At 41.8% G+C, this 13,720-nt stretch carries 11 protein-coding genes; 7 read left to right on the top strand and 4 right to left on the bottom strand.

Annotated elements, in window-relative coordinates:
• Nucleotide 1: 1 nt before the first annotated feature.
• Together EGM47_RS06890 and EGM47_RS06885 are read left to right on the top strand one after the other, a co-directional pair.
• Complete coding sequence (locus EGM47_RS06890; protein ID WP_124980354.1) at nucleotides 2–406, top strand: OsmC family protein; 405 nt, start codon at nucleotides 2–4, stop codon at nucleotides 404–406.
• The gene (locus EGM47_RS06885; RefSeq protein ID WP_124980041.1) at nucleotides 403–948 is read left to right on the top strand and encodes a DUF922 domain-containing protein; all 546 of its coding nucleotides are present in this window, start codon (nucleotides 403–405) and stop codon (nucleotides 946–948) included. The genes EGM47_RS06890 and EGM47_RS06885 overlap by 4 nt, the downstream gene beginning before the upstream one ends.
• On the opposite strand, the gene EGM47_RS06880 is transcribed toward EGM47_RS06885, so the two are convergent.
• Nucleotides 942–1,457 (bottom strand): hypothetical protein, encoded by a 516-nt coding sequence (locus tag EGM47_RS06880; RefSeq protein ID WP_124980040.1) that lies wholly within the window; start codon nucleotides 1,455–1,457, stop codon nucleotides 942–944. The genes EGM47_RS06885 and EGM47_RS06880 overlap by 7 nt on opposite strands.
• A gap of 156 nt (nucleotides 1,458–1,613) precedes the next feature.
• On the opposite strand from EGM47_RS06880, the gene EGM47_RS06875 reads away from it, so the two are divergent.
• From EGM47_RS06875 to yidC, 3 genes are all read left to right on the top strand, one after another.
• A complete protein-coding gene (locus tag EGM47_RS06875; protein WP_124980039.1) occupies nucleotides 1,614–4,352 on the top strand; it encodes a zinc-dependent metalloprotease family protein in 2,739 nt (912 codons plus the stop codon).
• Between the two features lie 139 nt (nucleotides 4,353–4,491).
• Complete coding sequence (locus EGM47_RS06870) at nucleotides 4,492–6,108, top strand: CTP synthase (protein ID WP_124980038.1); 1,617 nt, start codon at nucleotides 4,492–4,494, stop codon at nucleotides 6,106–6,108.
• Nucleotides 6,109–6,169: 61 nt separating this feature from the next.
• On the top strand, nucleotides 6,170–7,993 hold the full coding sequence (yidC, locus tag EGM47_RS06865) for a membrane protein insertase YidC (RefSeq protein WP_124980037.1): 1,824 nt from the start codon (nucleotides 6,170–6,172) through the stop codon (nucleotides 7,991–7,993).
• Between the two features lie 99 nt (nucleotides 7,994–8,092).
• Here the strand turns inward: yidC and uvrA are convergent, their stop codons facing one another.
• The gene (uvrA, locus tag EGM47_RS06860) at nucleotides 8,093–10,924 is read right to left on the bottom strand and encodes an excinuclease ABC subunit UvrA (protein WP_124980036.1); all 2,832 of its coding nucleotides are present in this window, start codon (nucleotides 10,922–10,924) and stop codon (nucleotides 8,093–8,095) included.
• A gap of 262 nt (nucleotides 10,925–11,186) precedes the next feature.
• Here uvrA and EGM47_RS06855 point away from each other — a divergent pair, with 262 nt between their 5' ends.
• Nucleotides 11,187–11,666: a MauE/DoxX family redox-associated membrane protein gene (locus tag EGM47_RS06855; RefSeq protein ID WP_124980035.1), complete on the top strand. Its 480-nt coding sequence runs from the start codon at nucleotides 11,187–11,189 to the stop codon at nucleotides 11,664–11,666.
• Here the strand turns inward: EGM47_RS06855 and EGM47_RS06850 are convergent.
• A complete protein-coding gene (locus tag EGM47_RS06850) occupies nucleotides 11,659–12,366 on the bottom strand; it encodes a hypothetical protein (protein WP_240642322.1) in 708 nt (235 codons plus the stop codon). The two genes, EGM47_RS06855 and EGM47_RS06850, sit on opposite strands and share 8 nt — an antisense overlap.
• A gap of 57 nt (nucleotides 12,367–12,423) precedes the next feature.
• Between EGM47_RS06850 and EGM47_RS06845 the strand changes: the two genes are divergently transcribed.
• Nucleotides 12,424–12,945, top strand: coding sequence for a hypothetical protein (locus tag EGM47_RS06845; protein ID WP_124980034.1), 522 nt, complete (start codon nucleotides 12,424–12,426; stop codon nucleotides 12,943–12,945).
• Nucleotides 12,946–12,997: 52 nt separating this feature from the next.
• Here the strand turns inward: EGM47_RS06845 and EGM47_RS06840 are convergent, their stop codons facing one another.
• Nucleotides 12,998–13,537, bottom strand: coding sequence for an inorganic diphosphatase (locus EGM47_RS06840; protein WP_124980033.1), 540 nt, complete (start codon nucleotides 13,535–13,537; stop codon nucleotides 12,998–13,000).
• Between the last annotated feature and the right edge of the window lie 183 nt (nucleotides 13,538–13,720).

Here is a 13,720-nt window from a genome sequence, read left to right as displayed (position 1 = left end):
GATGACAGCCTTGGTTGAATATTTGGGAGAATTACGTTGCGAATCCACGCACCTTAAAAGCGGAGAATCTATTGTTTCTGATGCACCTGTCGATAATAATGGTAAAGGTGAGGCATTCTCTCCTACAGATACTGTCGCTACCGCGTTGGCAAGTTGCATGCTTACTGTAATGGGTATAAAAGCCCGGGAATTGAAAATTGAACTCAAAGGCAGTACCGCCAAAGTAAACAAAATCATGGCTTCCAATCCTCGTCGTATCAGTGGGATTGAGGTAGAATTGGACATGAAAGCTTCTTGCGATAAACGCATGCAAACCATCCTGGAACGGGTGGCACTTACCTGTCCAGTGCTCAATAGTTTGCACCCAGAGATTGAAAAAGACATTAATTTTAACTGGATGTCGTGAAATGGTTGGTCACCTTATCAGCATTAGTACTGTGTTTAAATTCAGAACCTAAAGAACGCTGGACTTACCAAGAGCATCCCACATTGAGTTGGGAAGATTTTAGAGGGACACCGCCATCTAATGCAGATCATCATGCCAGCGTAAATTCTGGTATGGGCTACCAGTTCAGTAGTTCAATGCAAAATGGTGAATGGCATGTAGATGTTCGGGTCAATAGCTATTTCTACCCACAATTGAGCTGGAAAAAGGAATTGGATGAGCATGATCGGGCGTTGTTGGCGCATGAGCAACTTCATTGGGATATCAGCGAGTTGTATGCCAGACAATTAAGGGAGGCGTACAGTCGCTACGTACCAAAAAATGAGCCTAAAAAGGAGGTGGATTTTATTTTTAAGGTATTTGAGAAAAAAAGAAGGGCCAGACAACAAAACTACGATCGTGAGTCCCAACATGGAAATAACAAAGAAGCCCAGTCCCATTGGCAGCAACAAATAAGGGAAGAATTATTTACTTACTCAGCTTGGGCGCAGACAGATCAATAGGAAAATACTTCCTGAATGCTATGGATTTCGTGGGGTACTTCAGACAGGCTGAACTTCAGGTCTAATTCGATTTTCCCGTTTTGCCTCCTCATTTTTAAGCTTCCCTGGTCGATGGGGTACACGCCTGTCGCTCCCCTGCAATTGCAAAGTCGCGTCAGGCTAACTTTCACTTGATTTAACTCCTTATTTGTAAGCGACAAAGCCTGCAAATCATCATCAAATTCTATACGAATGATTTCCCGGTATTGATCATCTTGTATCTCGGGAGAAGTATTTCTAACGTACTCAAATTCCAAAACATGACTACCTTCGGCGGTGTAGAGTTCCTGATAAGAAGCATTGAATTCGTCCTTTTTGGTCTCTACCCCCTTATCTGTATAAATCCTTAAGTCGCAATTGCCATTTTCTGGGCAATTTTGACGATGCAATTGCTCGTCAAACCTAAGTTTTTTGCTCTGGCAAGCCATGCCAACACAAGCCGCTATGAACAATATAAAGAGTCTTGTCATTGATTAAATATTTGACAGCCTTAAGGACAAGTATTCCCTGCTAGCATCGATTAAAGGGGGAAAATATTGAATTTTATCTTTCCTCGGTTAAGGAATCTTTAAAAACTTTTAAATATTTTACATAAAACTCTATTATTGTGGCTTAAAGATTAGAATATGTATAAGAGTGCTCATGGCCTCCTTGTTTTGGTAATGGTTTTAATGACGGGATCTGGTCTCGCTCAAAACAATGGAAAATTGATTTGGAAAAAGGTCGGTGGACCAGATATGGGTAGTACCGCACTCTTTAGAAAGTCTGAACCATCCCGGGCTAATTTTTACAAAATGGATTTGTCTGACCTGCGTGCTCAGTTGCAGCAAGTAACTGAGGCCAGCATTCCAGGTGCTGTGCCTACAAGCATAGTACTACCTACATCACATGGGCTTGAGGTATTTGAAGTATTTGAAACACCAACCATGGCTGATGCCCTTCAAAATAAATATCCCAATATACGTACCTATACTGGCGCCGCTGCCGGAGGGACCGGAAATAGCATTAAGTTCACGGTGGATCCTTATGGTTTCCACGGAATGGTTTTTTCTCCAGAGCATGGGACTTCTTTTATTGATCCCTATACTACAGATCGCGGTACTTATATCGCTTACGCGAAAGCAGACTTACCCGCCATTCAAACAGGGTCACATTGCGAAGTGGTGGAGGAAGACATGCCTAACCATCGCATGGGTCCTTCTTCCTATCATGCAAAAAATGCCAATGATGGGCTATTGCGCAGGTTTAGAATTGCTATTTCGGCAACGGTGGAGTATTCAGAATTTCATTGGACCAGAGCTGGTTTATCGGCCACAGATACCGAAGCTCAAAAGCGTACTGCGGTGCTGGCAGCCATGAATGTCACCTTGGCTAGAAATAACTTTATCTATGAACGTGATTTGTCGCTGACCATGGAATTGGTGGCCAATAATGACCTAGTGGTCTTCATCAATAGCGATAATCTAGATAACAACAATGCCAATAATGTCTTGTTTTCACAGAATCCGCAAGTACTTGACGCCAATATAGGTTTCAATAACTATGATATAGGTCATGTTTTTACCACTGGTGGCGGTGGTATTGCATCACTAGCATCACCTTGTACCAATAGAAAAGCACAGGGGGTAACTGGTCTGCCCGCCCCTATAGGTGATCCATTTGATGTGGATTTTGTAGCCCATGAAATTGGCCATCAATTTGGTGCATTACATTCATTTAATGGGAGTACCGCCAATTGCTCTGGTGGAAATAGGTCTGCTTCCGCAGCCTATGAGCCTGGCAGTGGTTCTACCATCATGGGTTACGCAGGAATATGTCCGCCGCAGAATGTGCAACAGAGCACTGATCCTTATTTCCATCAAATCAGTTTGGAAAATATCTTTGACAATATCAGACCAGGCGGTTTCTCTACCTGCTCGCAAAATGTAGCTAGTCTGAATGTAGCGCCTGTTGCAATAGCTGGAAGTGATCGTGTTATTCCCATTTCAACTCCATATAGATTGGTGGGAGCTTCAACTGATGTCGATGGAACGGTAGGGCATACCTACACCTGGGAACAATTTGATCTCGGACCATCAGGAATTCCAACCGAAACCTCCGCTTCTGGTCCACTCGTGCGATCATTTGAGGGAAGCGATGATCCAATTAGATATATACCAAGGTTACCTGATATTGTCCTCAATGGAGGGAATTCAACCACCTGGGAAAAACTGGCCTCCATTTCTAGGCCCATGACTTTTGCACTTACAGTGAGAGATAATGACAGTAGGGGAGGTCAGACTGCAGTGGATTTTGTCAATATTATTACCACAGATAATGCAGGTCCATTTGTTGTGACTTCCCAAAATACAACCGGCATCACATGGCTGCCAAACACTACAGAAACAATTACATGGGACGTTGCTGGAACCAACGCCAATGGTGTGAATGAAAATTCGGTTGATATTTTGCTTTCCACAGATGCCGGCGAGACCTTTGATACAATATTAGCATCCAATGTACCCAACAACGGATCTGCCACTATTACAGTCCCTGGCGGAATTGTTGCTCCTTTCTGTCGTTTGATGGTGGTAGGAGCCACTAATCCGTTTTTTAATATCAATAGTACTGATTTCAGTGTAAACGCTCAGGTTACAGAGACTTGTACCACCTATTCTTCAGGAAATATCTCAATACCGATTGCAGATGGAACGGGATCAGGAACCACTCCAGTAGCAGGCCCGGTAACAGCAAATGTGATCAATATCCCTGACAACGATAGTATCACTGGGATCAGTATAAATGTGGATATATCCCATAGCTTTATTCAGGACCTTATTTTTGAAGTAACTGACCCTTCTAGCACTACCGTAAGATTGTGGCAGTTCAATTGTGGGAACAATGACGACTTAGATGTAAACTTTGAAGAAGGTGCGCCCAATATTGTCTGTGCAAGTCCCACCGTCGGTACCTATCAACCCCTAGGAAATTTAAATGATTTTGTCGGAAATGACTCTGGAGGTAATTGGACCTTGGCTATTGCCGATTTCTTTTCCGGTGATAACGGGACCTTGAATGATTGGGCTGTAGAGATATGCACAACCACCGTAACACCTTTAAGCAATGAGGAGTTTGCTGCCGATCGATTCAGTATCTACCCCAATCCCAATCGGGGGGCTTTTGAAATTAATTTTGGGGAAGCCCGTACAGGAAAGACTAATATTCAAGTCTTTGATTTGAATGGAAGATCTGTATATCAGACAATCTACGATTTCACAAATGGACTTCGCAAGAAAATTGAATTGAGCAACGTGACCTCTGGAGTGTATTTGGTTCGTATAGAAAATGAAGGAAGAGTCAATACCCAAAAAATTCTGGTGGAATAGAGATTCTGGTGAGCACGCGTAGACAGTTAAAGAATTGGGTAGCTTGAAGGCTTGCTCTGATTCCCTCAAAAAGTTCTCGTATCTGTTAGTCAAAATAACTACTTTTGCAGCTGTTTTTGTATAAATGTAACAGCAGGCTATGGTAAACGCAAAGTATATTTTTGTAACCGGTGGAGTGAGCTCTTCCCTTGGAAAGGGAATTATCGCAGCATCTCTTGCAAAATTATTGCAGGCCAGAGGCTTACGCGTGACTATTCAAAAACTTGATCCCTATATCAATGTAGATCCAGGAACCTTGAACCCTTATGAGCACGGTGAGTGCTTTGTGACAGAGGATGGAGCAGAAACGGACTTGGATTTGGGACATTATGAACGTTTTCTCAATGTCAATACTTCCCAAGCCAATAATGTCACTACAGGTCGTATCTACCAAAGCGTCATCGACAAAGAGAGAAGAGGAGAGTTCTTGGGAAAAACCGTTCAGGTCATTCCCCATATCACCGATGAAATCAAAGAACGTATTCAGATCCTTGGGAAATCAGGAGATTATGATGTGATTATAACCGAGATAGGAGGTACCGTCGGTGATATTGAGTCATTGCCCTATATAGAAAGTGTGCGTCAACTGCAATGGGAGCTGGGTGAAGATAATTCACTGGTCATTCATTTAACGCTTATTCCTTACCTCAGTGCTGCTGGAGAACTGAAGACCAAACCTACCCAGCACAGCGTCAAAACATTGATGGAAAGCGGGGTAAGGGCAGATATTTTGGTATGTCGTACCGAACATGAGATCACCGAGGATATTCGTGTCAAATTAGCGCGTTTCTGCAATGTAAAACAAGAAGCTGTTATTCAATCCATTGATGTAGAAACCATTTATGACGTACCTAACAAAATGTTGCTTGAAGGATTGGATCGGGTTGTCATCAAAAACCTCAAAATAGACACAGAAGATCACCCAGATTTACGCAGTTGGAATGAATTTGTGCAACGTCATAAAAATCCTAAAAGTCAAGTGACCATTGGCTTGATTGGTAAATACGTCGAATTGCAGGATTCTTATAAATCTATTCTAGAGGCCTTTATTCATGCTGGAGCAGCCAACGAAGTTAAAGTCAATATTGAGTCCATCCACAGTGAGTATCTCGAAGTTGAAAACTTGAAGAAAAAATTGTCCCATTTAGATGGTTTACTTGTGGCTCCAGGATTTGGAGAACGAGGTATTGAAGGTAAAATAGAGGCTGTGCGTTATGCCAGGGAAAATAAATTACCCTTTTTCGGAATTTGTCTAGGTATGCAAATGGCGGTAATTGAATATGCTAGAAATGTGTTGGGTATCCATGATGCCAACTCGGTGGAAATGGATCCAAACACTCAGAATCCAGTTATATCCCTAATGGAAGATCAAAAAAACATCTTGGATATGGGTGGAACCATGAGATTAGGAGCATGGGATTGCCAGTTAATCGGTGGAAAAATAAGAGAGATATACGGCAAGGATATGATTAGTGAACGCCACCGACATCGCTATGAGTACAATAATGAATACCGTGAAGAACTTGAAAATGCTGGGTTGGCAACGACAGGTATTAACCCAAAATCAAATCTGGTAGAAACCGTTGAGATTGAGGATCACCCATGGTTTATCGGTGTACAATACCATCCCGAATATAAAAGTACGGTAGCGCAGCCACATCATTTGTTTACCTCATTTGTAGCTGCCGCAGACGCCTATAAAAAGCGTAAAGCATAAACCCTAAAGGGTAACACTAAACGAATACGAAGTGCAATAAACGCCTGAACAAGGCAAATTTATGGAAGAAAAAAAGACAGATTGGAAAAGCATGTTAGGGTTGGCCCTCATTTTTGGGATCCTGGCCTTTATGTTTTTGAGAAATCAGGAAGAACCACCCAAGGAGGAACCTACCACCACTGAATCCCAGTCGATAACAGAACAAACTACTCCCGTCAATACAGTTAACGATAGTAGCAGTATATCCACAGACAGCATTGTCGACAAAGCGCAGGTGCTCGATTTTGGAAACGAACTGGTAGACTTTAAGATCAGTACCAAAGGAGCTCTGATTACAGAGGCGTTGTTGAAAAAATTTGTTACCTATGATTCCCTTCCGGTGTATCTGGTTAAAGGAAATGACCACAAGTTCAACCTTGCTTTTCAAACCCAGGATGGTCGCCAATTAAATACCAGTAATATGGTATTTACCCCTAAAACTTCGCGCAATGGGGAAAACCAGGTCTTGAGTCTGACTGCTAATCCAGGACAAGGCGCGACCCTAGAATTTAGGTACGAATTGAAGCCAGACGATTATATGATGGACTTCAATATAAGGTCTCAAGGTTTGTCTCAACTCGTGAACACTACCGAAGCTGCGACTTTAAATTGGGAACTTCAAGCGTATAGAAGGTCTAAAAGTATTTCTAATGAGAACCGCTACACCGAAATCAAATTTGAATATGATGGTGGAAGTGATGACTATACAGGTCAAGGTGAAAACGCTGAAGAGGAGGCGGAAAAAATTACATGGATAGCTTATAAAGAACATTTCTTTTCCTCTATTCTCCTGACAGATACGCCATTTCAAAGTGGTTTAATGCAATCCTTCAACAACTATAGCGCTAATGATGAGCAAAATGAGCTGACCAAAAAGTTCAGTTCAGAAGTTCAGATGGAATACAATGGCGGTGAGCTTGTATACAATATGGACTGGTATTTTGGTCCAACCGATTATGATATCCTTGATACCTATGACCGCAACCTAGATGAAGTGGTTGATTTGGGATGGGGAATATTCGGCGTGATCAATGAATGGGCGATACGTCCTATGTTTAGCTTGTTGAGTAATCCTGATAACGGATTGGGAATTCCGTACGGGATAGCTATTATTCTTTTGACGATTTGCGTGCGTTTGGTATTGTCTCCTGTATTGTACAAGAGTTATCTGACGCAAGCAAAGATGAAAATCTTAAGACCTGAGATCAATAAGATTGCCGAAAAGTACAAGGACAATCCGATGAAGAAGCAACAAGAGACGATGCGCGTGCAAAGTGAGGCAGGTGCGAGTCCGTTGGCAGGTTGTTTACCTGCACTGCTACAAATGCCGGTGTTCTTTGCCCTATTTAAATTTTTCCCTACGGCTTTTGAACTCAGACAAAAAAGTTTCCTCTGGGCAGACGACCTTTCCAGTTATGACGAGATTTTTGAGCTACCATTTTATATTTGGGGGTATGGTGATCACGTAAGTTTGTTTCCTATTCTGGCGTCGGTTTCTATCTTCTTTTATATGCAGATGACCACTGGACAAAATATGCAGGCTGCCCAACAACCTGGTATGCCTAACATGAAATTTATCATGTACTTGTCCCCACTGTTTATGTTGGTGTTCTTTAACAACTATGCGAGTGGATTATCCTTGTATTACTTTATATCCAACCTGATTACCATTGGTTTGATGTTGGTGATCAAATATGTGATTATCGATAAGGATAAAGTATTGGCTAAAATTGAAAAGGCCAAAGCAAAGCCGAAAAAGAAGAAGGGTCGTTTTGCGTCAAAGATGCAGGAAATCATGGAACAGGCCCAGGCTCAACAAGAGATCCAGAAAAAGTCCAAGAAATAGAGATGACCTATTTATTTCTAAAGCAAATGGCCATCAATTGATGGCCATTTGCTTTGTGCTATCTTCTATTATACGATGCTCTTCATCTTTGGAATCAGGTCAATCCAATTCCTTTCGTAGAAATCTTGCGGTATAGCTGGTTTTATGTCTGGCCACCTGCTCTGGGGTTCCTGTGGCAAGCACTTCACCACCACCACGACCGCCTTCGGGACCTATGTCGATGATGTGATCAGCAATTTTAATCACATCCAGATTATGCTCAATAATCAATACCGTATTTCCTTTTTCAACCAACTGATTCAGTACATCCATTAATACGCGTATATCCTCAAAGTGTAATCCGGTCGTAGGTTCATCCAAAATGTAAAACGTATTACCCGTATCCCTTTTTGAAAGTTCGCTGGCCAATTTGATGCGTTGCGCCTCTCCACCAGAAAGAGTGGTGGATTGTTGTCCTAGTGTGATGTATCCCAACCCCACATCCTGAATGGTCTTCAGTTTACGGTAAATCTTAGGAATAGCTTCAAAAAAACTGGTCGCTTCATTGATGGTCATTTCCAAAACATCACTGATAGACTTTCCTTTGTATCTGATTTCAAGTGTTTCTCTATTGAATCGCTTACCTTGACAAGTTTCACAGGTCACGTAAACATCGGGTAAGAAATTCATCTCAATGACCTTAAGACCTCCACCTTTACAGGTTTCACATCTACCACCAGCTACATTAAAGCTGAATCGTCCGGGTTTGTATCCTCTAATCAGTGCTTCTGGTGTTTTGGCAAATAGAGATCGGATCTCGTCAAATGTTTTGGTATAGGTGGCAGGATTTGATCTTGGGGTGCGACCAATCGGGCTTTGGTTGATATCAATCACCTTATCACAATGATCTAGTCCTTTGATCTTTTCATAAGGCATAGGTTTTTTTACGCCATTAAAGAAATGCGCATTCATGATCGGGTACAGTGTCTCGTTGATCAAAGTAGATTTTCCGCTTCCAGAAACTCCGGTGACGACTATCATTTGTCCCAAAGGAAAATCCACAGAGATATTCTTGAGGTTATTCCCGGTACAACCCTTCAAGTTGATTTTTTTTCCATTGCCTTTTCTACGTTTTGTGGGAATGCTTATTTCCTTTTTTCCATTGAGATATTGAGCAGTGAGCGTGTCGTGTTTAAGAATTTCCTCTGGCGAACCCTCGCTGATGATTTCACCACCATGTTTTCCAGCCCTAGGACCAATGTCAATGACATGGTCAGCACGTTCAATCATATCCTTGTCATGTTCAACCACGATCACAGAATTCCCTGTATCGCGAAGAGATACCAGCGAATTGATTAATTTTTCATTGTCCCTTTGATGTAAGCCAATACTGGGTTCGTCTAGAATATACAATACGCCAACCAGTTGTGATCCGATCTGCGTAGCTAGGCGTATGCGTTGGGCTTCGCCTCCAGACAAGCTTTTTGCACTTCGGTCCAGGGCCAGATAATCCAGACCTACGTCCAATAGAAATTGTAATCGCTCCCTGATCTCTTTGAGCAATTCGCTAGCTATTTGTAGTTGCTTTCGCGAAAGCGTATCCTCCAAACCACTGAACCATTCCACCAATTGGACAATATCCATTTGAGCCAATTCTGCAATATTTTTTTCATTTACCCTAAAATAGAGGGACTCCTTGCGTAATCGGGAGCCGTCACAAACCGGGCACTTGACCCGATCCATGAAGGATTTGGCCCATCGTTGGAGACTTGCGCTATCGTTGTTGTGATAGGTCTGCTCTATAAAATTAGCCAAACCTTCAAAATCAATTTTATAATTGCGTTTGACGCCCAATTCTTTACTGTCCACTTCTAATTTCTCGGTACCCCCATAGAGGATCATTTGAATGGCTTCTTCTGGGACGGTTTCCAACGGATCCGAGAGTTTAAAGTCAAATCGCTTGGCAATTAATTCGAGTTGCTTATAAATCCAGTTTTTTTTGTTATCTGGGTAAGGAGCAAGACCACCTTTGGTGATGGATAAGCTGGTATCTGGAATAATTTTTTTCTCATTGACCTGATACAGTCGGCCGATTCCGTTGCATTTTGGGCAGGCGCCTTTAGGACTGTTAAAGGAAAAATTGTTAGGCTCTGGCTCTGGATAAGAAATCCCGGTTTCAGGGCACATCAGGCTTCTGGAAAAGAACCGGCCTTCGTCAGCACCATGGGGTACTAACAAGGTGATGTCGTTTCCGTGGTGCATGGCTAGTCGGATGGCTTCATCCAATCGCTTGATGTCTTGCTCGCTATCTCCTACCTGCAAGCGATCAATTACGATCTCGATGTCGTGTGTTTTATAACGATCCAATTTCATGCCTTTGGTGATATCAACGATCACCCCATCTACACGTACCTTGACAAAACCCTGTTTGGCAATTTGTTCAAATAATTCGCGATAATGTCCTTTTCTGGATCGGACGGCTGGCGCCAAAATATTGATGCGCTGTTCTTTGTAATCTTCAATGATCAAATTACGGATCTGTTCATCGCTGTAACTTACCATTTTCTTACCCGTATTATAGGAATAAGCATCACTGGCGCGGGCGTATAATAATCTTAGGAAATCATAGATCTCTGTAATAGTACCTACTGTACTTCGCGGACTTTTACTGGTAGTTTTTTGTTCGATTGCGATGACGGGAGAAAGGCCGTCAATCTTATCCACGTCAGGTCGTTCCAGTCCACCCAGAAATTGCCTGGCATAAGCACTGAAAGTTTCAATATAGCGACGTTGTCCCTCGGCATAAATAGTATCAAAGGCTAGCGAGGATTTTCCCGAGCCAGAAAGTCCGGTGATCACCACCAATTTCTCTCTGGGTATGTTGACATCAATATTCTTTAAATTGTGAACGCGCGCGCCTTTAACTTCAATGATTTCGTCGTTGTATCCCATAAGTGTAGAACCTGTTGCGAATTTACCCCATCAAGTCGTTATTTTTATATAAAGCCAACTTAAATATCCCCTGTCCCTGTTAAAGTAAATTAGGATCTCTGGCCAGGCTAATTTGTTCGTTGTCTGCTTGTCTTACGTTTTTGATCGAGCATATAGGTGTATTGATCCAAATCTCTTTATGCTAGATGTTTAATTGGTTGAAATAAATTATAATTGAAGAGGTGTGCCCTTAGGCATCGCTCTTTTGTAGAATAACTATTTTATGCCACAACTTTACCATACCAAGACAGACTGGAAAAGTATCCTTTATTTTACGGTGAGGTTTGGACTTGGCTTCTACTTGTTTGTTCACGCTGTCTTAAATCTGATTCATTACAATGATTTTGTACTCATGTCGCGTCAGTATGTGCCAGAGGATAGTGCTTTTGGATTTCTGGCCTATTTTACACCAGCAGTTCCGTTGATTGAGTTTTTTATCGCCTCCATGTTACTTATTGGACTCTACACCCGAATGAGCCTGAAGTGGGGTATAAGTCTAGGTGTTTTTTTTACCGCCTTATTTCATCTGACTGGTGATTTGGAGACCGCACTTATACATTCTTATACCTTGATACTGAAGGTGGCCTTATTTTACACCATTTATTACAATAAATTTTCGGCAGATTATTTCAACATTTGGCAGGCGGTAAGAGAAAAGTCCAGGTCCAGAAAGGATAAGAAAGAAAGCGAAAATTTTATTTAATCACTTCCAGGTCTGAAATAGGAATTTCCAGTCCGTAAATGGTGCGCTTTCGCGAAAGCGGGAATCCTCCAGCCGTCATTTCCCATTCCTGCCATTTGGCTCGCACGCCATCCAGTGGAATTATATCTACCCACATTTTAAAAGCGATCGGTTGATAGTCTTTATCTAATTCCCACAAATAAGTGTCTCCAGGTGTAGTGCCACCACTGGTATATTGGACCAATAACTGCTCTTTTCCATCCTCCTTGACTACGGATCTTTTTGTGCCAATATCCATTACCTGAAAAGGAGCTACGATCCAGAAACTGTCGTTATTAAAGTTTTTTTCAGCATAAGCAATGGCATTTTCTCTTTCTTCTCCACTCAGCTTTTGATCATTTTTAAAAGCATGGCTTATTTCTGGATAAGGGGTGGCAAATGCCACTCTGTAATCATCCCAATAAACATTCACTAGTTTTTCTTGCACTTTCCAATGATAGGTGTTTTTGTCCCTGAACGTCCAGCGTATTTCGTTGGCATTGGCAAATTCCTTGTAGTTGATTGACTCCAGCATTTTAAAAGCCAACTCATTGGCGGCTGGTCCAGTTTGGCCCTCGGGAATATCTTCCGTAAAAATAATTTTGATGATTATTCCGGCCAATAACAGGAATCCAGCCAAATACAGCGTAGATTTTCCTATAAAACGTAATATTTTTTTCAAAGCCTTTGTTTTTTTAGCAACTTAGTCCTTCAAATATAATCACACAAAATATAGCTTATGAAATTATTGGGAATAGGATCACGGATCAATCATCCAGAATTTGGTTTTGGCGTAGTCACCAATGTGACCTCAAAAATGTACTGGGTAACTTTTCAAAAGGATGGTTTAGAAACCTTGCCGCTGGACGATGAGTTTGAGGTTATAGAATCTTGCGAGGATGATGTAGATACGATCAGCCTTTACGAAGTAGAAAAATCCCTCAAGGAAATTCTGCAGCGCTATAGTGATGTAACTGAAGTGGTGGCGCTGGCGGATAAATACAAAAATGGTACGATGATCCTGCAACCAGCTGATGCGCAACTCGCCTCTAAGGAAATTCCTATCAACACCTTTTGGCACAAGATTGTAATGCTAAGAGATCGCCTGCGCGTGATGGAGCAAAAAATCAACAGCTCCAGCTTAGACGATCAGCTCAAGGTTGACTTGCAGCAGTATATCACCCGAATTTATGGAAGTCTGACCACCTTTAACGTACTCTTTGGGAGCAAAGATCAGCAGTTTAAAGGTAGTGGAAAATAAAAACACCCGTGATTTTGAGGTCACGGGTGTTACAATTATTTTTCAGTAAAGATTATCGGTCGCCGAATTCGATCTTGTAATCCTCAATTGCCTTCTGTACGATTTCCATGGCTTTCTCCCGTCCCTGAAATTCTTCCACTTCAACTGTTTTGTTTTCCAGTTTTTTGTAATCCTCAAAGAAGTTTCTCATTTCTTTTTTCCAGTATTCAGGAAGCTCACTCACATCGTTGAAGTGTGCCACACTCATATCGTTTGCTGCCACAGCGATGATCTTATCATCCATCTCGCCACCATCCATCATTTGCATCACACCGATCACCTTGGCGTCTACCAGGCACATCGGTACGATCTCAATCTGAGAAAGTACAAGTATGTCCAATGGATCCTTGTCATCGCAATAAGTCTGAGGAATGAAACCATAATTAGTGGGGTAATACATGGAAGAATAGATCACACGATCCAGGATCAACATCCCAGAGTCTTTGTCTAATTCGTATTTTGCTCTGGTATTTTTAGGTATTTCTATAATACCGGTTACATTCTTTGGTGCGTTTGCCCCATAACTTACATCATGCCAAGCGTGTTTAGTCATCTTCAATTTTTTTAAGCGGCTGCGAAAATACTGCGCATCACGCTTTCGCGAAAGCGAAACAAGGATAAAATGGGCAAAATCTGCTACTTTTTAATTGATAATCATAACTACAACGATAACGTAGTCTATAATCTCATGTTAAATCTTAGAGAAGCGATAGGAATAGAGTAAAAGTCGACTATT

The sequence above is a fragment of the Nonlabens xiamenensis genome, from assembly GCF_003865345.1.
GTDB lineage: Bacteria > Bacteroidota > Bacteroidia > Flavobacteriales > Flavobacteriaceae > Nonlabens > Nonlabens xiamenensis.
Note: the sequence above shows the minus strand (reverse complement) of the source record. Positions and strands in the feature narration are given on the sequence as shown.